Origin of the sequence: Bradyrhizobium sp. SPXBL-04, assembly GCF_051853035.1 — a bacterium.
Classification (GTDB): domain Bacteria; phylum Pseudomonadota; class Alphaproteobacteria; order Rhizobiales; family Xanthobacteraceae; genus Bradyrhizobium; species Bradyrhizobium zhanjiangense.
This window is the reverse complement of sequence record NZ_CP182472.1, coordinates 8,411,048-8,428,045: the sequence shown is the minus strand read 5'-3', so window position 1 is coordinate 8,428,045 and position 16,998 is coordinate 8,411,048. Positions and strand designations below refer to the sequence as shown.

18 protein-coding genes and 1 tRNA gene are annotated in these 16,998 nt (G+C 65.5%); 11 read left to right on the top strand and 8 right to left on the bottom strand.

Going from position 1 to position 16,998, the window contains the following annotated elements; translation table 11 throughout:
* Position 1: 1 nt before the first annotated feature.
* Positions 2-748 (top strand): hypothetical protein, encoded by a 747-nt coding sequence (locus tag ACNJX8_RS40145; protein ID WP_439359068.1) that lies wholly within the window; start codon positions 2-4, stop codon positions 746-748.
* Between the two features lie 177 nt (positions 749-925).
* Positions 926-3,040 (top strand): acetate--CoA ligase family protein, encoded by a 2,115-nt coding sequence (locus ACNJX8_RS40140; RefSeq protein WP_439359067.1) that lies wholly within the window; start codon positions 926-928, stop codon positions 3,038-3,040.
* A gap of 193 nt (positions 3,041-3,233) precedes the next feature.
* On the opposite strand, the gene ACNJX8_RS40135 is transcribed toward ACNJX8_RS40140, so the two are convergent.
* The 3 genes from ACNJX8_RS40135 to ACNJX8_RS40125 all read right to left on the bottom strand — a co-directional run bounded on the left by ACNJX8_RS40135 (position 3,234) and on the right by ACNJX8_RS40125 (position 6,484).
* Positions 3,234-4,052 (bottom strand): enoyl-CoA hydratase/isomerase family protein, encoded by an 819-nt coding sequence (locus ACNJX8_RS40135; protein WP_439359066.1) that lies wholly within the window; start codon positions 4,050-4,052, stop codon positions 3,234-3,236.
* 190 nt (positions 4,053-4,242) lie between these two features.
* Positions 4,243-5,403 carry an acyl-CoA dehydrogenase family protein gene (locus ACNJX8_RS40130; RefSeq protein ID WP_128940312.1) on the bottom strand — a complete coding sequence of 387 codons (1,161 nt, stop codon included), beginning with the start codon at positions 5,401-5,403 and terminating at the stop codon, positions 4,243-4,245.
* A gap of 16 nt (positions 5,404-5,419) precedes the next feature.
* A complete protein-coding gene (locus tag ACNJX8_RS40125) occupies positions 5,420-6,484 on the bottom strand; it encodes an acyl-CoA dehydrogenase family protein (RefSeq protein WP_439359065.1) in 1,065 nt (354 codons plus the stop codon).
* Between the two features lie 248 nt (positions 6,485-6,732).
* Here ACNJX8_RS40125 and ACNJX8_RS40120 point away from each other — a divergent pair, with 248 nt between their 5' ends.
* Positions 6,733-7,518, top strand: coding sequence for an SDR family NAD(P)-dependent oxidoreductase (locus ACNJX8_RS40120; protein ID WP_128937017.1), 786 nt, complete (start codon positions 6,733-6,735; stop codon positions 7,516-7,518).
* Between the two features lie 207 nt (positions 7,519-7,725).
* Here the strand turns inward: ACNJX8_RS40120 and ACNJX8_RS40115 are convergent, their stop codons facing one another.
* Both ACNJX8_RS40115 and ACNJX8_RS40110 read right to left on the bottom strand, forming a co-directional pair.
* Complete coding sequence (locus ACNJX8_RS40115) at positions 7,726-7,998, bottom strand: GlsB/YeaQ/YmgE family stress response membrane protein (RefSeq protein ID WP_206732771.1); 273 nt, start codon at positions 7,996-7,998, stop codon at positions 7,726-7,728.
* 28 nt (positions 7,999-8,026) lie between these two features.
* Positions 8,027-8,593, bottom strand: coding sequence for a YidB family protein (locus ACNJX8_RS40110; RefSeq protein ID WP_128940310.1), 567 nt, complete (start codon positions 8,591-8,593; stop codon positions 8,027-8,029).
* Between the two features lie 164 nt (positions 8,594-8,757).
* Between ACNJX8_RS40110 and ACNJX8_RS40105 the strand changes: the two genes are divergently transcribed.
* Positions 8,758-9,765: a 2-dehydropantoate 2-reductase gene (locus ACNJX8_RS40105; protein ID WP_128947635.1), complete on the top strand. Its 1,008-nt coding sequence runs from the start codon at positions 8,758-8,760 to the stop codon at positions 9,763-9,765.
* A gap of 18 nt (positions 9,766-9,783) precedes the next feature.
* Entirely contained in the window at positions 9,784-9,999 is a 216-nt protein-coding gene (locus ACNJX8_RS40100; RefSeq protein ID WP_439359064.1) for a hypothetical protein, read from the top strand.
* 125 nt (positions 10,000-10,124) lie between these two features.
* Here the strand turns inward: ACNJX8_RS40100 and ACNJX8_RS40095 are convergent, their stop codons facing one another.
* Complete coding sequence (locus tag ACNJX8_RS40095; protein WP_164934765.1) at positions 10,125-10,742, bottom strand: hypothetical protein; 618 nt, start codon at positions 10,740-10,742, stop codon at positions 10,125-10,127.
* 208 nt (positions 10,743-10,950) lie between these two features.
* Between ACNJX8_RS40095 and ACNJX8_RS40090 the strand changes: the two genes are divergently transcribed.
* The 5 genes from ACNJX8_RS40090 (at position 10,951) to ACNJX8_RS40070 (ending at position 15,799) form a co-directional block, all read left to right on the top strand.
* The gene (locus ACNJX8_RS40090; protein WP_439359063.1) at positions 10,951-11,979 is read left to right on the top strand and encodes an alpha/beta hydrolase; all 1,029 of its coding nucleotides are present in this window, start codon (positions 10,951-10,953) and stop codon (positions 11,977-11,979) included.
* Positions 11,980-12,120: 141 nt separating this feature from the next.
* Complete coding sequence (locus ACNJX8_RS40085) at positions 12,121-13,638, top strand: AMP-binding protein (protein ID WP_439359062.1); 1,518 nt, start codon at positions 12,121-12,123, stop codon at positions 13,636-13,638.
* Between the two features lie 25 nt (positions 13,639-13,663).
* Positions 13,664-14,302, top strand: coding sequence for an RraA family protein (locus ACNJX8_RS40080; protein WP_128940305.1), 639 nt, complete (start codon positions 13,664-13,666; stop codon positions 14,300-14,302).
* A gap of 27 nt (positions 14,303-14,329) precedes the next feature.
* The gene (locus ACNJX8_RS40075) at positions 14,330-14,701 is read left to right on the top strand and encodes a cupin domain-containing protein (protein ID WP_128937010.1); all 372 of its coding nucleotides are present in this window, start codon (positions 14,330-14,332) and stop codon (positions 14,699-14,701) included.
* 141 nt (positions 14,702-14,842) lie between these two features.
* The gene (locus tag ACNJX8_RS40070) at positions 14,843-15,799 is read left to right on the top strand and encodes a tripartite tricarboxylate transporter substrate-binding protein (protein ID WP_091893527.1); all 957 of its coding nucleotides are present in this window, start codon (positions 14,843-14,845) and stop codon (positions 15,797-15,799) included.
* Between the two features lie 57 nt (positions 15,800-15,856).
* Here the strand turns inward: ACNJX8_RS40070 and ACNJX8_RS40065 are convergent, their stop codons facing one another.
* Positions 15,857-16,150, bottom strand: coding sequence for a GYD domain-containing protein (locus tag ACNJX8_RS40065; RefSeq protein ID WP_014490344.1), 294 nt, complete (start codon positions 16,148-16,150; stop codon positions 15,857-15,859).
* A 123-nt stretch (positions 16,151-16,273) separates the two neighbouring features.
* A complete protein-coding gene (locus ACNJX8_RS40060; protein ID WP_128940303.1) occupies positions 16,274-16,627 on the bottom strand; it encodes a VOC family protein in 354 nt (117 codons plus the stop codon).
* Between the two features lie 145 nt (positions 16,628-16,772).
* Here ACNJX8_RS40060 and ACNJX8_RS40055 point away from each other — a divergent pair.
* A tRNA-Arg gene (locus tag ACNJX8_RS40055) sits at positions 16,773-16,849 on the top strand.
* Positions 16,850-16,998: the final 149 nt, after the last annotated feature.

The following is a 16,998-nucleotide window of genomic DNA, read 5'->3' as shown; positions in this document are numbered from 1 at the left end:
GATGGCGCCCTATATCCGGCTGCGTCAGATCTGCCTGGTTGCGCCGCAGCTTGAGCCTGTCATCACGGATATGGCCAGGATCATGGGTCTCACCGTGTGCTATCGCGACGGCAATGTCGCGAAATACGGTCTGGAGAACGCGCTGCTGCCGGTCGACACGATCCTGCTGGAAGTCGTTGCGCCCTTCAAGGACGGCACCACGGCCGGCCGCTTCATCGAGAAGACCGGCGGCCGCGGCGGCTACATGGCGATCTTCTGCTGCGACGATCCGGACGAGCGCGGTCGCAACGCCAACGCGCTTGGCGTGCGCACGGCCAATGTCATCGACCATGCACCCTATCACGGCGTGCAGCTCCACCCCCGCGACTGTCGTGCCGCCTTCATCGAGTTCAACCACACCGAAGGCAGCGACGACATTCTGGGCGCCTATCCACCCGCGGGACCCGATTGGCAAAAATTCATCCGCAAGGATGTGACGCAGGCGCTGACGGCCGTCGAGATGCAGAGCCCCGACCCGCAAGGGCTGGCGGAGCACTGGGGCAAGATCATCGGGGTTGCAGCTCGCGACGCCGAACTGAAGCTGCCCAACGCAACCTTCCGCTTCGTCAAGGGCACCAGCGAAATCATGAGTGCACTGGAATTTCGGGTGACTGATGCAGCACGTGTGCTGCATGCCGCGCGGGAGAAGGGGCATGCGGTTGCCGGCAACGAGTTCTTGTTAGGTGGGGTAACGTTCCGCGTCAGTTGATTATCTGCAAATGATCCGTCACCCTGAGGTGCTCGCCTCTTCGGCGAGCGTCGAAGGGCGACGGCCACTGGCGGGCCGCACATCCTTCGAGACTCCCCGCACGGCGCTGCGCACCGCGCGGCTCGCACCTCAGGATGACGGGTAGGGTGGGGCAAGAATAAGAAGGGGGATCACGCCATGCCGCATCCGCTCGACAGCTTCTTCGCGCCCGCCAGCATCGCACTGATCGGGGCCTCGCGCGATCACGAGAAGATTCCGGGGCGGCTGCTGTCGATGCTGCGCAAGAACGATTATCCCGGCAAGATCTATCCGGTGAACCCGAACTATGCCGACATCGACGGGCTCGCCTGTTACACATCGATTGCCGAGATCGGCGCGCCGATCGATCTCGCCGTCATCGTCATCCCGGCGCGCGCGGTGCTGCCTGCGCTCGAGCAATGCGCCGTCGCCGGCGTCAAGAACGCCGTCATCATCTCCTCCGGCTTCGCGGAGGAGGGCGGCGACAGCGCCGCGATGCAAGATGCGATCGCGGCGCTGGCAAGGCGCACCGGCATGCGGATCTCCGGGCCCAACGCCGAGGGATTTTTCAGCCAGGTGCAGCGCGTGGCGGCCACCTTCAGTCCCGCGGTGGACGTCAAGCCGGGTGTGGTGCCGCTGGTCGCGACGCAAAAGCGGATCGGCATCGTCGCGCAGAGCGGCGGCATCGGCTTTGCCTACTACCATCGCGCGCGGGCGATCGGCATCGCCGTGAGCTACGTCGTCAGCGCCGGCAACGAATCCGATCTCGGCGCCGGCGAGTTCCTGGATTATCTGGTGCAGGACACCTCGACCGACGTGATCCTGCTATTCATCGAAGGCATCCGCGACGTCGACAAGTTTCTGGCCGCCGCGCGGCGCGCCGCCGAGGCGAGGAAGCCCGTCGTCGTGACAAAAGTCGGCCGCTCCGGCGCCGGCCAGCGCGCGGCGGCCTCGCACACGGCGAGCATGGCCGGCTGGTCGGCGGCCTATGACGCGGTGTTCGGGAAATACGGTTTCATCGTCTCCGACGATCTCGACGAGGCGCTGACGATCGCGGCGCTGCTCGCCAGCAATCCGCTGCCGAAGGGCGATCGCGTTGCCGTCGTCACCGTCTCCGGCGGCGCCGGCATCTGGGGCGCGGATGCCGTGGCACTGCAGGGCTTGCAGGTGCCGGAGCTGTCCGAAACGATCCAGGCGGGGATCCGAACGCTGATGCCGTCCTACGGCACCGCGCGCAACCCGATCGACGTCACCGCGCAAGGCGTGACCTCCGGCGGATTGCAAAAGAGCGTCGACCTGCTCACCGCCTCCGACGAGGTCGATGCGGTGCTGATCGTGCTGTCACTGTCGAGTGAGGTGCGCAAGCCGTTCGACGAGGCCGAGCTGACGCCGGTGCTGGCGGCGCAGAAGAAGCCGGTCGTGTTCTATTCCTACACGGTCCCCTCTGACTTCGCGCGGCGGGAGCTCGCGAAATCCGCTGTCGTGGTCCTCTCGGGTTTGACTCATGTCGGCGTCGCGATGCGGCGGCTCGTCGACTACGCGAAATTCAATCTGCCGAAACCGGCGGACCAGACGCGGTTGCCGGTGCGCGATCTCTCTGCGCATTTGAAGTCGCCAGCATTGTCCGAGGCCGACAGCAAGTCATTGCTCCGCGCCGCCGGCATCGCGCTGCCGGACGAAGTGCTGGTGACGGACAAGTTCGGGCTGGATGAAGCGGTCGCGCGCGTGGGTTTTCCGCTGGTGATGAAGATCCAGTCGCCCGACATCGCGCACAAGAGCGAAGTCGGCGGCGTGCGCGTCAACATCACCACCAAGGGCGAGGTCTTTCTGGCGTTCGAAGCGCTGCTGGACAATGCGCGCGAGCAGCGGCCGGACGCGGCGATCCAGGGTGTGCTGGTCGGTCCGATGGCGAAGAAGGGCGTCGAGATCATCGTGGGAACGATGACGGACCAGACATTTGGGCCGATGGTGATGGTCGGGCTCGGCGGCGTCACCACAGAACTGTTCCGCGATGTTGTCTATCGTCCGGCGCCTGTCGGCGCGGAAGAGGCCGGCGCGATGCTGGCGGGATTGAAGGCGGCGCCGCTGCTGAACGGTTTTCGCGGAGCGGCAAAGGCGGATGTCGCGGCGCTGGCGCGATTGATCGCGGATGTCTCAGTGCTCGCCGCACGGCATGCGCAGGAGATCGCGGAGATCGAGCTCAACCCGGTGCTGGTACACCCGGACGGGCAGGGTGTGACGATCGTCGACGCGCTCGTGGTGGGAAAGAAGTAGGCGGCCACACACCTTGTTGTCGTCCTGGACAAGCGAGCGAAGCGAGCGCTGATCCAGGACCCATTACCCCATGGGTAGTTTGGCGAAGACTCGTTGTTACAGCTTCGCGCCGCAACTTCTCCCTGGGGTAATGGGTCCTGGCTTTCGCCAGGACGACAGCGAAGGGTGTGGCAGCGCCGCGGCGCGGCAGCAATCACCTTCCCTTAAAATTCGCCACGCGCCGCTCCTCCGTCGCCTTCACACCCTCCTTGAAGTCTTCCGTCGCACGCAGCCGGGTCTGCTCGGCGAGCTCGTGGTTGGTCGCGGCCATCACGCGGTCGGCGAGGCCTGCGCGCATCGTGGCGCGGGTAGAGAGCAGGCCGAGCGGGGAGCATTCGGCGATCTCGCCGGCGAGCTTCATCGCGGCTGATTTCACCTGGTCCTGCGGCACCAGCTCGTTGGCGAGGCCCCACTTCACCGCTTCTTCGCCGGTGACGCGGCGGCTGGTGTAGAACATCAGCTCGGCGTTGTTCTTGCCGATCAGCTCCGGCAGCGTCACGGTCAGGCCGAAGCCGGGATGGAAGCCGAGCTTGGTGAAATTCGCGGAGAAGCGGGCTTCGGGGCAGGTGACGCGGAAGTCCGCGGATACCGCGAGACCGAGGCCGCCGCCGATGGCGGCGCCCTGCACGGCGGCGACGATCGGCTTCTTGGCGCGGAAGATGCGCACGGCCTGAATGTAGAGATGGTTGATCGGCCCGAGACTGTCGGCCGGATCGCCCTTGGCGGTCTTCTCAGCCTCGCGCGCTTCCTGCGCCTGCCGCGCCGGATCCTGGAAATTGGCGCCAGCGCAAAATGCCTTGCCCTGCGCCGACAGAACCGAGGCGCGGATCTCTATGTCGCGGTCGAACTCGTCGAGCGCATCCGCGATCTGGTTGATCAGCGAGATGTCGAAGAAATTGAGCGGCGGCCTGCGGATCTCGATGGTGCCGACGTGTCCGATCTTCTCGACGCCGATATCTTTGTGGGTGGTCATTTTGTGCCTCCAGTATCTCAGTAGCGAAGAACCACCTCTCCCATCGGGAGAGGTCGATTTGCGCCAGCAAATCGGGTGAGCGGCTCAGCTCTATCGTGGGATCCTAACCCCTCACCCGGCGCTACGCGCCGACCTCTCCCGATGGGAGAGGTGAAGGGCGCGCGCTGCCAGAGCATCGCTCCCATCCACACTATCGAAGTCCCAGTCCGCGGGCGATGATGCCGCGCAGCACCTCGGTGGTACCGCCCTGGATGGTGAGTTTGGGTGCGGTCTTGATGGCGAAGTCGAGCTGGCGCTCCAGCGTCTCGCGGTTGGTCGCGGTCTCCTCGACGAAGGCGGCGAGATCGCGCACGCGGTGCGGCAGCTGCTGCTCCCAGACCGTGCCGATGTCCTTGACGATCGACGCCTCCACCACCGGCTCCTTGCCGGCCTGCAGCATGCCGGCAACCGAGACCGACATGCGCCGCATGGTGTGGAGCTGCGCGACGAGGCGCCCGATGCCCTCGGCACTGCGCGTGTCCGGGTTGGGACCGATCGCGCGCACCAGCTCGGTCAGCACGTAATAGGTTTCGAGGAAGCGTTCGGGGCCCGAACGCTCATAGGCAAGCTCTGATGTCGCCTGCTTCCAGGCGCCATCGACCTCGCCGAGCACATGATCGTCGGGAATGAAGTGATCGGTGAAGACGACCTCGTTGAACTCGTACTGGCCGGTGATCTGCCCGATCGGGTTCACCTGGATGCCGGGCTGCTTCATCTTGACCAGGAACTGGGTCAGGCCGTGGCGGCGGTTTTCCTTGGTCGGCGGCGAGGTCCGGAAGATTGCGATCATGTAGTCGGCGATATGCGCCGACGAGGTCCAGATCTTGGTGCCGTTGATGAGATAGCCGCCGTCGGTCTTGGTCGCGCGCGTCTTCGCGGCGAACAGGTCGGAGCCGGAGTTCGGTTCGCTCATGCCGATCGCGAAGCAGATCTCGCCGCGGCAGATGCGCGGCAGGATCTCCATCTTGATGTGCTCGGGCGCGTATTTTAGCAGCACCGGCCCGCTCTGGCGGTCGGCGACGAAGAAGCGCCGCGTCGGCGCATTGGCGACGCGCATCTCCTCGGTCACCACGTAGCGTTCGAGGAAAGAGCGCTCCTGGCCGCCATACTTTTTGGGCCAGGTCATGCCGAGCCAGCCCTTGGCGCCGACCCGGCGGGAGAATTCCGGCGCGTCGGTGTCTTCGCGGTTGGGCTTGTGCGGATCGAAAGTGCCGGCGGCGATTTCCTCGGCGAGGAAGGCGCGGACTTCCTTGCGCAATTGCTCGCATTTTTCCGGCAGGCGGATCGGATCGAAACGGAGGGCAGCGGTCATTGTGGTCGTCCCCTGATCAGCGCGAAGCCACGAGCGGCCACAATTCATCGGCGCCGCGGCTTGCAACGAGCTTGCCGAGCTCGACGGCCCAGTGGCTTTCCGAGCCGAAATCGTCGCGCCAGGCCAGTGCCCGCAGCGAATAGCGGTGCAGGATGTGCTCCATGGTGAAGCCGATCGCGCCGTGAACTTGGTGGGCGATGCCGCCGCCTTTCTCTGCTGCTTCCGCGCAGCGGATTTTTGCCGAGGCGGCTTCGAGATAGACCTCGTTGTCGAACGCCTTGGCGTTCGCGATCGCATCGGCCGCCGAGGTCGCGGCCGCAAGCGCTGCGGCGGATTCACCGGCGAGGCGTGCGAGATTGTGCTGCACCGCCTGGAATTTCGAGATCTTCTTCTCGAAGGCGACGCGCTCGTTGGAATAGCGCACGGAGATATCGAGCATGGATTCCAGCGCGCCGGCGATCTGGAGGCTGCGCGCGACGCCGCCCATCAGCATCAAGGTGGTCTGATCGAAACCTTTCGGCGCGGGCTTGAGGGTGACGGGCTGAACATTGTCGAGCGTCACGGTGTCGCTGTGGTCGTAGCCGACGTTGAGCCCGGCTTCGATCCGCGCCTTGGCCGCATCGATCAGCGCGATGGAAATGCCGTCCTTGCCGTGCGCCAGCACCGCAAAATGCTTCGCCGCCTTGGCAAAGGGCACGCCGCGGGCGCGGCCGGAGAGCGCGCCGTCGGCATCGAGCGTGATGCGATCCTTTGGCGAAGCCGGCAGCACCGTCATCTCGCCCGCGGGCGATGCGATCTTGGCCTGCGCCAGCAGCCAGCCCGCGAGCATGGTCTCGGCCAGGGGGACGGCGACTGCGAAACGGCCGGCAGCGTTCAGAAGGGCAAAACCGTCGGCAAGGCTGGCGCCGGAGCCGCCGAGATCGTCAGGCACCCACGATAGTGGCAGGCCGGCCTCGCTCAGCGCCTGCCACAGCGGTGCCTGCCACGAATTCTTCTTGTCGTTGTTGATGGTTTGCGGATCGGCGAGATCAGCGAAGATTTTTTCCGCGGTCTCGACGACGATATTGTCACTCTCCGCCACAGCGTTCCCCGTGTTTTGCCATTGGCGCGTCCGCCCCGGTGGGGCGGCGCGCCGGTTCTTCTTGCGCCCGATGATCGGAAAAAGCCATGGCCCTGACAAGCGTTGATCGCAGGTCAACCTGCGGCGCAGGCATGGGCGCAAGGACCAATAGGAGGCTAATTCCGCTTAGCGGAGTTTGCTCGATTTGCAGGGCGCGGCAAACTCGCTAAACAAGGCGCCGACGTCAGAGACAGGGGAAGGAAACCAGGATGGCCAAGGATAGTTTGTGCGCAATCGTGACGGGATCGGCATCCGGCCTTGGTGCCGCGACCGCGGAAATTCTCGCACGCAGCGGGGCCCGGCTCGTCATCAACTATTCCTCGAGCCAGAAGGAAGCCGAGGCCACGGCTGACCTCTGCCGCAAGGCCGGCGCCGCGGAAGTTCTGGTCGCGCAGGGCGACGTCTCGAAGGATGACGATTGCCGCAAGATCGTCGCGGCGGCGGCCGGTTGGGGCCGGCTCGACGTGCTCGTCAACAATGCCGGCACCACCAAGCACGTTGCCCATGCCGATCTCGATGGCTTGTCGGCGGAAGATTTCCAGCGCCTCTACGGTGTCAACACCATCGGCCCGTTCCAGATGGTGCGCGCGGCACGCAGTCTGCTCGAGGCCGGCGCCAAGGCCTCGGGGCGGCCCTCGGCGGTGGTCAATGTGTCGTCGGTCGCCGGCATCAGCGGCGTCGGCTCGTCGATCGCCTATGCCGCCAGCAAGGGCGCGCTCAACACCATGACGCTGTCGCTGTCGCGCGCGCTGGCGCCGCTGATCCGCGTCAACACGGTGTGCCCCGGCTATATCGACACGCCCTGGTTCACCAAGGGCCGCGGCGAGGCCGGGGCAAAGCAGGTGCGCGACAGCGTGGTCGCGAAGGTGCCGCTCAAGGTCGCCTCGAGCGCGGAAGACATCGCGCAGCTCGTTTGCTTCCTGGCGATGCCGGCCTCCAGCAACATGACGGGCGAGGTCGTGCGCATGGATGCGGGGATGCATTTGATTACGTGACGGTGGTGGACCCGTCGCGCTTTCTGTCTCGTCAAACACAGTCGTCGTCCCGGCGAAGGCCGGGACCCATAACCACAGGCCGTAGTTGTGGGGCGAGCAGGCAATTGCCAGTCTTCGCCAAACTGGATTCGGTGACTATGGGTCCCGGCCTTCGCCGGGACGACACCGAGTTTGTTGGTAGACAACGCCACAAAAGCGATGGCGGCCCTACCCCTTGATCACGCCGCTGGCGACCAGGCGGTGCCAGATGAACAACACCACCACTGCGCCGACCGTGGCCATGATGAAGCCGGCGCCCTGGTCGGGGCTGTAATGGCCGATGGCCTGACCGACGAAGGTCGCCAGAAACGCGCCGGCGATGCCGAGGATGGTGGTGAGGATGAAGCCGCTCGGATTGTTCGGCCCCGGCGCGAGCCAGCGCGCGATGAGGCCGGCGACGAAGCCGACGAGGATGATCCACAACAGGCCGCCCATGCTCATGACAGTGCTCCCCTCCCTTTGACGACAATCAGATGCGACCCGAGAGCTCGTTCTCGGTCGGCAGCCTTCCGTCCGGGGTCAAATGATCGATCACCTGCGGCAGATACTGGCTGAGGCCGGACAGCAGCTCCTCGCGTGACAGGCCGCTCTGGGCGGACAGGCTGTCGATCTGGTCGGCGCCGAGCGCGCTGGCGAGATCGCCCGGCGCGATCGGCTTGTTCTGGCCCTTGCCGACCCAGGAATTCGCGGTGTCGCCGTGTCCGCTCTGCTGCAGCTGGTTGAGGAGATCGCCGAGCCCGCCGCTGAGCACGGTACCGGCCGCGCCGCCCGCGAGCAGGCCGCCGAGACCACCTTTGAGCAAATCGCTGAGGCCACCGCCCGCGCCGGCGTTGACCGGCGGCGGCGCAGGCGTCGGCGACGGTTGCGGCGCCGTGCCGGATTGGTTTGCGGTCAAATGCTTGAATGCCTTCCAGGCGAGCAGACCGAGCAGCGCCATGGTCATCGGCGACATGCCGCCGGAGGATTTTTCGGAGCTGGGCGCGCTGGGCCCGCGCGGGCCGTTCTGCATGCCGTTGAGGACGTCGAGTAGACCCATGGTGCTCTCCTTTGGCGTCTCGTTCGGCGAGCGCTCGCCGCTGACAGGCTCCCCCGGGGCGAAAACATATGGGGCGGTCATGACGGTTACAAGGCGGCCGCGACGCGATGGGCAGCCGGCCTCGCCTCTGCTATCGAAGGCCGGTCATTCAGGGAGCGAGGTCAGTGGTTACGGATCGACCGATCGTGGTGGCCGGCGCCGGTGCCATCGGCTGTTTCGTCGGCGGCATGCTGGCAGCCGCGGGCCGCCGCGTCGCGCTCTTGGTGCGGCCGCGGGTGAAGACCGAGATCGAGCGGTTCGGCCTGCGGTTGACCGACTTCGACGGCTCCGAGAACAAGCTCGGCGCGGGCCAGCTCGCGTTGTCGGAGGATCCTTCGATCTTCCACAGCGCCGGCATCGTGCTGGTGACGGTGAAGAGCGCCGACACCGCCGATGTCGCGGAGCAGATCGCGCGGCATGCGCCGCGCGACGCCGTTATCGTCTCGCTTCAGAACGGCATTGGCAATGTCGCGGTGCTGCGCGAGCATCTCGGCGATCGGCGTGTGCTCGCCGGCATGGTGCCGTTCAACGTGATCGCGATGGGCGAGGGCCGTTTCCACCGTTCGACCTCCGGCGACATTCATGTTGGTGAGGACGATGCGAACACAGCTCTCGCGCTGTCGGTGGCCGGCCTCACGGTACGCGCGAGCCGTGATATCGCCGGCGTGCAATGGGGCAAGCTGATCATCAATCTGAACAATGCGCTCAGCGCGCTGTCCGACATGCCGCTCGCCGCGCAGCTGGCGAACCGCGACTGGCGAAGGCTGTTCGCCGACCAGATGGCCGAGGGCCTAGCCGCGCTGAAGGCCGCCGGCATCGCGCCGGTCTCGGCAACGCCGATCCCAATGAGATGGACGCCGGCCTTGCTGCGGCTGCCCGACGTGATCTTCAACGCGATCCTGGGACGCACGATGAAGATCGATCCCGAAGCGCGCTCCTCGATGTGGCAGGACCTGAAGCACGGGCGCAAGACCGAGATCGACTATCTCCAGGGTGCGGTCATCGCGCTGGCCGAGCAAAACAACGTGGATGTGCCGCTGATGCGCCGCATTGTTGCGCTGATCAAGGAAGCCGAAGTTGCCGGCAACGGCCCGCCCGGGCTGACGCCGCAGCAGATTCGCGGGTTAGCGTGAGTGCGAAGGAGGAGCGCGATGAAGCGTTGTTTGACGATTGGGATCGCGCTGGCTGCGCTCTGCGGCGCATCGACGCTCGCTCATGCAAGACCGCCGACGGTCGTGAACTCTCCAGGCTATGACGCGCGATTGCAGGAGAGCCGCAAGGCGTTGCGCGCTTCGCCAACGGCAGCGCCGCCGGCGAGTGCGTCGGTGGCCAAACCGAAGCCGAGCAAGAAGAAGCACGCGAATTGAGGAAGGGACGCGAATCTCCATCCAACTCGTCATTGCGAGCGCAGCGAAGCAATCCAGAATCTCTCCGCGGAAGGATTCTGGATTGCTTCATCGCAAGGGCTCCTCGCAATGACGGCGGTGGCTAGCTAGCCCTTCTTCGCCGGCTTGCTCGGCGTTGGATTGAACAACTTCTTCAAATCGTTCAAGCTTTCCGACAGCCGCGGCCATTCGCAGGAGAAGGAGCCCTTGGTGCAGGGCGCGCCCTTTCGCTGGCCGACATTCTGCTGCACTTTCGGCCGCTGGACCGGGACGGGCACGCGCTCGATGTCGGTTCGCAGCGCGACCTGCTGGAACTGCTGTACCTGTTGTTCCTGCTGCTCGCGCTGCTGGCGCGCGGTGGCTTGGGCCGCTTCATTAATGCGGCGCTGGTTGGCGAGATAGGCGGTGTAGGCTGCGTCGATCTTCTTCTGCTCCTCCGGGGTCGGATTCGGCCCGGCGATGTCGAAGGTGCGATCCTGGAGGAAGTCGTAATAGGAATAGCCGCCGCCAGCCTTGCGGCGGCCGGCGAATTTGGCGTTGCAGTCGGCAAGCGCCGCGGTCTTCTCAGCCTTGGTCGGGGATTTTTCGGCGGCGTCGGCGCATTCCTCGAAGTCGACGGGCGCGCGCTTCCACCATTGCGCCTGGGCATGCGGCAAGGTCAGCAGAAAAAATCCTGCTGCGGCAACGAGAAGCGCCGCACGACGCGATGCAACTACGACCGACATTCTACGAGAGCATTCCCTGCAAAACTCAACCCGCCCCGAGTCGAGTCGGATTTTTGCCTCTTTATCGCCGGCTTGTCACCCATGGAACCCGGGAATTTCATGGCTGGGCTGCTGACATTTTTTGCTTGACGTGGCGCGCGAGTCACAGCCGCGCGCAAATGAAGTGCTTAGACTTTTATCGATTTGAATTCGAAGGGGAATGTCCGTCATGCGAGCGTTGGCCGGTCTCGTCGCAATCGCGCTGGTGCTGATTTGCGGCCATGCCTTCGCGGCGGACGAAGCTGCGCCCAACCGCAAGCCGGTGAGAGCGGTTGCGGACGCGCGGCTCGCGGTCGGCGGCCAGGGCATTCTGCCGCTCTACCTCTCCAGCGACTGGTCGATGCCGCTGCCGGCGATCTCGCGCGCGATCATCGTGCTGCATGGACGGCTGCGCAATGCCGACGAATATTATCTCTCAGCCCACACCGCGCAGGTCGCAGCGGGCGACGACGGCAAGCGCGCGCTCATGATCGTGCCGCAGTTCTTGGCGGAGATCGACGTCGAGGCCCACAAGCTGCCGGCAGATGTGCTGCGCTGGTCGCTGGAGGGTTGGGAGGGCGGCGATGCCGCGCTGGCGCCCAATCCGGTCTCCTCGTTCGAGGCGCTCGATGCGATCCTGGCAAAGCTCACCGACCGGCGCATCTTCCCGAACCTGAAGCAGGTCGTGGTCGCCGGCCATTCCGGCGGCGGGCAGGTCGCGCAGCGTTACGCCATCGCCGGCAAGGGCGAGGCGGCGCTGTTGCGTCAGCACATCGATATCCGCTACGTCGTCGCCAACCCGTCGTCCTATGCCTATTTCAGCGCCGAGCGGCAGGTGCCCGCCATCGCCGCCTCCTGCCCGGGCTACAACAATTGGAAATACGGCATGGACGAGCGGCCGCCCTATCTTGCGAACGTCACGCCGGCTGCGCTCGAACGGCGCTATGTCGAGCGCGAGGTGATCTATCTGCTCGGCACCCTCGACACCAATCCGGAGCATTCCGCGCTCGACAAGAGCTGCATGGCGAAGGCGCAAGGCGCCACGCGCTACGCCCGCGGCCACGCCTATGCGGAGGCGATGGCCAAGCGCAACCACGGCACGCCCAATCACCGGGTTTGGGACGTCGCGGGCGTCGGCCACGACGCCGACAAGATGCTGACCTCGACATGCGGGCTCGCGGCGCTGTTCGATAGTCCGGGCTGCGGCGCGGAGCGCTGATGCGCATGCGTTGAAGGCTTATGTCTTGAAGGCTTGCGGCTTGAAGGCTTGCGGCTTGAAGGCTTGGCTCCGGCTGTTACACTTCGCACCGTGAGCGCCTCATCGTGAGGCGGCGCCAAGAAGACGAAGTGGAAACGCCTGATGCTGCTGCCCCTGTCCGACGTGCCGCGCAGGTACGCTGAACGCAAACCACACGGCACGATCGCCGTCCGTCACGGGCAGGATACGCTGACATGGGACGAGCTCGAGCGTGGCGCCAACCGGCGCGCGCGGGCATTCATGGCCAGGGGCGTCAAGCCCGGTGACTTCGTCGCGATCGGATTGCCGAACGGCAACGCGTTCTTCGAGACGTCCTTTGCGGTGTGGAAGTGCGGGGCGACGCCGACCTCGCTGTCATGGCGCCTGCCGCGCGGCGAAGCCGCCGCGGTGCTCGACATCCTCAAGCCGGTGCTGGTGGTCGGCGGCGAGGCCGATTGGAACGCGCCGAACCGTCTGCCCGCGGATTTCGTGCCGCAAGGTTTTTCGGACGAGCCGCTCGATCCGCCGGTGGCGCGCTACTGGAAGGCCATGACCTCAGGCGGCTCGACCGGCCGGCCGAAGGTGATCCTCGATCACCATCCAGCGGTGACCGACACCGTGGCCGCGCCGCCGCTCAACATCCCGTTCGGGGTCTCGTTGCTCAATCCCGGTCCGCTCTATCACAATGCGCCGTTCATCGTGTCGCATTACGCGCTGTTCACGGGCGGCCAGCTCACCGGCCTCGTCAAGTTCGACGCCGAGGAGACGCTGCGGCAGATCGAACGCGAGCGCGTGCAATGGGTCAATTTCGTGCCGACCATGATGCACCGGATCTGGGCGCTGCCGGAGAGCGTGCGCAATGCCTACGATCTGTCGAGTCTTGAGACGGTCTTCCACATGGCAGCTCCGATGCCGCCCTGGCTGAAGGAGAACTGGATCGCCTGGCTCGGGCCTGAGCGGATCTGGGAGCTCTATGGCGGCACCGAGCGCCAGGGCTCCTGCATCATCTCCGGTGCGGAATGGCTGACGCACAGGGGTTCGGTCGGCAAGATCGGCGACATGGCGAAGCTTCGCATCATCGGCGAGGACGGCAACGACGTCGCGCCCGGCGAAACCGGCGAGATCTATTTCCTCAACAATGACGGCAAGGACGCCACCTATCACTATCTCGGCGCCGAGCCGAAGCGCCGCGCCGACGGCTGGGAATCGCTTGGCGATATCGGCCGGCTGGACGCGGAAGGCTATCTCTATCTCGGCGACCGCCTCGCCGACATGGTGCTGCGCGGCGGCGCCAACATCTATCCGGCCGAGGTCGAGGCCGCCGTCTCCGCCTGCCCCGGCGTGCGGTCCTGCGTCGTGGTGGGATTGCCCGATCCGGAATTGGGCCAGCGTGTCCACGCCGTCATCGAGCCGGAGCCGGGCGCGGACGGTCAGGCGCTCGCCGACGGCATGGCGGAGTTTTTGAGGGACAGGCTCAGCCGCTACAAGCATCCGGAGAGCTTCGAGATCGTCAGCACCCCGCCGCGCGATGATTCCGGAAAAGTCCGCCGCACCCTGTTGCGCGACGAGCGCGCGGCGTGGATGAAGCAGGGGCGCGCCTTCCGGATTTGGCCGGCCAAGGCGCGAGCGCACGCCGACTGAGACACATCACGGAAGGACTGACGAGATGACCATCACCATCGCTGCCAGCAGCGTGCCGAAGCCGCCCGCCGACATCATCGAGGGCTTCCGAGGCGCGCCGACTTCGGTGATTTCCGACAATCTCGCCCGGCTGCCCGGCGCGGTGGGACTGAAGCCGTATCATCGCGGCGGCAAGCTGGTGGGGACGGCCTTCACGGTGCGCACCCGCCCCGGCGACAATCTCGCCATCCACCGTGCGCTCGAGCTGGTCGGTCCCGGTGACGTCATCGTGGTCGACGGCGGCGGCGACGAGACCCGGGCCCTGGTCGGCGAGATCATGAAGAACATTGCGCAGTGGCGCAAAGCCGAAGGCTATGTCATCGACGGCGCGATCCGCGATGTTGCTGCATTCGCAGCCGATGACTTTCCCTGCTACGCCCGCGCCGTGATGCACCGCGGCCCCTACAAGAACGGCCCCGGCGAGATCAACGTGCCTGTGACGATCGGCGGCAGCGTGATTGCGCCCGGCGACATCGTCGTCGGCGACGAGGACGGCGTGGTGTCGTTTCCCGCCGCGGGCGCCGCCGCGCTGCTGGAAGCCGTCCGCGCCCAGGTCGCGCGCGAGGAGGAGACGTTGAAGGCAATCCGCCAGGGACGCTATCAGGGCTCGTATGGAAAGTCCTGATCAGGCGAGAACGATGGGGAGGATGGCATGAGCCAGAAGGACGAATTCCATAACATCGATGATCCCAGCGACGGATTGTTTCGCGAGCTCGCGGCGGGAGTGACCACGCGCATCTTCTCGGGCGAGCAGGCGATGCTGTCGGTGGTGACGCTGGCCCCGCATGCGCAGGGCACGCTGCACCATCATCCCGAGGAGCAATGGGGCGTGCTGCTCGACGGCTCCGCCGTCCGCGTCCAGGGCGACGAGGAAATCCCGGTGAAGAAGGGCGATTTCTGGCGCACGCCCGGCAACGTGCCGCACACCATGCGCGCCGGCCCCGACGGTGCCCGCGTGCTGGACATCTTCAGCCCGCCGCGGCCAGAATATAGAAAACCGGGGTCGGGCTTCGGGACGACCTAAGCGCTTCGCGCTTAGGTTATTTTCTTGAGCATGATCTTTCGGAAAACCGCTGCACACTTTGCGCTAACGCGGCCCTTCGGGTCCGGATCATGCTCTAGCGCCAACGAGCAAAAGCCGGGCGCAACAACAAGGGAGGGGTCCATGACGATCACACGACGCACGCTCTTGGCCGCACCGGCCGTTCTCGCGATGGCGCCGGCAGCGGCGCAGGCCGGCAAGATCACGCTGGTGGTGCCGTTCCCGCCGGGCGGATCGACCGACGCCATGGCGCGGCTGTTGCAGTCCAATCTGCAAACCAAGCTTGGCCGCATCGTCGTGGTCGAGAACAAGTCGGGCGCCGCCGGCGCGCTCGGTGCGGCGCAGGTCGCCAAGAGCCCGGCGGACGGCTCGACGTTCCTGGTGACATTCGATTCCCACGCGGTGATCCCGGCCATCCTCGACAAGCCGCCGGTCGACGTCGAGCGCGAGCTGATGCCGGTCCTGCTGGTGGGCACCGCTCCTTACGTGATCGCCGCGGGCGCCGGCCGTCCCTATAAGAGCTTCGCGGACGTGGTGGCGGCCTGCAAGGCGTCGCCCGGCGCGGTGAAATACGCCTCCGTCGGCATCGGCACGCTCGGCCATCTCGCCATGACCGTGCTCGGCAGCAAGGCCGGTGTCGAGATCATGCACGTGCCCTATCGTGGCGGCGGGCCGGCCATGAACGACGTGCTCGGCGGCCATGTCGATCTCATCGCGGGATCGGCGGCGCTGGTTGCAGCCCAGCTCGGCACCAACATGCTGCGGCCGATCCTGCAGCTCGGCCGCACGCGGCTGCCGGCCTTGCCGGACACGCAGACCGCGATCGAGGCAGGCTTTCCGGATTTCGAGACGCTGGCCTGGTGGGGCATCTTCGCGCCCGCAGGCACGCCGCCGGACATCGTGGCCGCCATGGCGATGGCGTCCAAGGAGATCCTGAGCGAGCCCGCGACTGCAGCTCAGCTCAAGGACACGCAGCACATGACGTTGCTGCTCGAGGACGGCGCCGCCTTCAAGACCTTCTTCGACAAGCAGGTCGCCTATTGGGGCAAGGTGGTCAGGGACAACAATATCAGGGCGTGAGAGGCCTCTGCCCGGGATTGCCATCCCGGGTCCGGTGCGCTCGTGCGGGCTTGAGCGTCAGAGCATCTTGCCGACGATCTTCGTCATATCTGCCGCCGAAAACGCGCGCAGCGTTTCGGTGCGGACATTGCCGAGTGCGCTGAGACTAAGGCTGAGCGACATCGCGGCAGCCTCATCTGGAGCCTCAAGAACGGTTACAACGTCATATCGTCCCTGCGTCCAGACGATCTCTTTCACGGTCACACCGAACGTTTTGGCCATCTCCTTGAAGGCTTCGGCCCGCTTCGGCGAGTCCTTGACGTTGCGGACTCCCTGATCCGTGAAGTTTCCCAGCACGACATAGGTTACCATGGTCGTCCTCCCTGGTTAGAACCCAGATCCAATTCTCGCTTGAGGCAACCGCGCCGAGTTTGCCACGGCGGCTGAGACAGCGCTACTTGCGCGTTGGAACGTCAGCAGATGCGACTTATTCGGTCAGGACAACGGCCGTGCGAAACTGAGCTCATGGCCGTCGGGGTCGGTGAGATGGAAGTAGCGCTCACCCCATTCGGCATCGCGCGGCGTGGTCGACGGCTGCCATCCGGCAGCGCGCGCCTGCTCAAAGGTCGCGTCGACATTGGCGACATAGAAGATGACGCGGCCCCACCAGGACCAGCGCTTGTCGTCCGGCTGCGCCGTCAGGTTGAGATAGCCGGCGCCGGCGCGAAAGCTGGTAAATGCTGCGGCTTCGCCGCCATGGAGGAGCTCGAACCCCAGCGAGTGGTAGAAGTGAACGGCGCGCGCCATGTCATGCGTGCCGAGCGTGATGGCGCTGATGCTTTCGATCATGTGGGCTGCTCCGCAGAGAGGGATCCGGGGAAGAGATTGTACAGCCGCCTCGCTTCCCTTGACGACAACCCGGCCCGCGATGCGGCTGGCGAACGGCATCCTGCTCTGCTATGAGGGGGCCGAACCCGCAACGTTCGGGTTCCGCGGTCCCGTAGCTCAGCCGGATAGAGCGACGGTTTCCTAAACCGTAGGTCGGAAGTTCGAGTCTTCCCGGGATCGCCATAATCTCAGATACTTAACGCATTGCTCGCCAGATGCTGGGTGCGCCTCGCGCGCATATTCCCTATCCTTTAGCTTCGCCCTCGTGTTCGCCTGCCGTGACCCTGCGGCTGGCAATGGCAAGGTCATATCATTCGACTAGCGGGAAAGTA

Excerpts from the sequence above, each read along its gene's own strand:
- ACNJX8_RS40135 (WP_439359066.1), bottom strand. The coding sequence starts at position 4,052 with ATGACCACCCACAAAGATATCGGCGTCGAGAAGATCGGACACGTCGGC.
- ACNJX8_RS40080 (WP_128940305.1), top strand. The coding sequence starts at position 13,664 with ATGACCATCACCATCGCTGCCAGCAGCGTGCCGAAGCCGCCCGCCGAC.
- ACNJX8_RS40070 (WP_091893527.1), top strand. The coding sequence starts at position 14,843 with ATGACGATCACACGACGCACGCTCTTGGCCGCACCGGCCGTTCTCGCG.
- ACNJX8_RS40075 (WP_128937010.1), top strand. The coding sequence starts at position 14,330 with ATGAGCCAGAAGGACGAATTCCATAACATCGATGATCCCAGCGACGGA.
- ACNJX8_RS40130 (WP_128940312.1), bottom strand. The coding sequence starts at position 5,403 with ATGACCGCTGCCCTCCGTTTCGATCCGATCCGCCTGCCGGAAAAATGC.
- ACNJX8_RS40090 (WP_439359063.1), top strand. The coding sequence starts at position 10,951 with ATGCGAGCGTTGGCCGGTCTCGTCGCAATCGCGCTGGTGCTGATTTGC.
- ACNJX8_RS40100 (WP_439359064.1), top strand. The coding sequence starts at position 9,784 with ATGAAGCGTTGTTTGACGATTGGGATCGCGCTGGCTGCGCTCTGCGGC.
- ACNJX8_RS40120 (WP_128937017.1), top strand. The coding sequence starts at position 6,733 with ATGGCCAAGGATAGTTTGTGCGCAATCGTGACGGGATCGGCATCCGGC.
- ACNJX8_RS40140 (WP_439359067.1), top strand. The coding sequence starts at position 926 with ATGCCGCATCCGCTCGACAGCTTCTTCGCGCCCGCCAGCATCGCACTG.
- ACNJX8_RS40145 (WP_439359068.1), top strand. The coding sequence starts at position 2 with ATGGCGCCCTATATCCGGCTGCGTCAGATCTGCCTGGTTGCGCCGCAG.
- ACNJX8_RS40110 (WP_128940310.1), bottom strand. The coding sequence starts at position 8,593 with ATGGGTCTACTCGACGTCCTCAACGGCATGCAGAACGGCCCGCGCGGG.
- ACNJX8_RS40060 (WP_128940303.1), bottom strand. The coding sequence starts at position 16,627 with ATGATCGAAAGCATCAGCGCCATCACGCTCGGCACGCATGACATGGCG.
- ACNJX8_RS40065 (WP_014490344.1), bottom strand. The coding sequence starts at position 16,150 with ATGGTAACCTATGTCGTGCTGGGAAACTTCACGGATCAGGGAGTCCGC.
- ACNJX8_RS40095 (WP_164934765.1), bottom strand. The coding sequence starts at position 10,742 with ATGTCGGTCGTAGTTGCATCGCGTCGTGCGGCGCTTCTCGTTGCCGCA.
- ACNJX8_RS40085 (WP_439359062.1), top strand. The coding sequence starts at position 12,121 with ATGCTGCTGCCCCTGTCCGACGTGCCGCGCAGGTACGCTGAACGCAAA.
- ACNJX8_RS40115 (WP_206732771.1), bottom strand. The coding sequence starts at position 7,998 with ATGAGCATGGGCGGCCTGTTGTGGATCATCCTCGTCGGCTTCGTCGCC.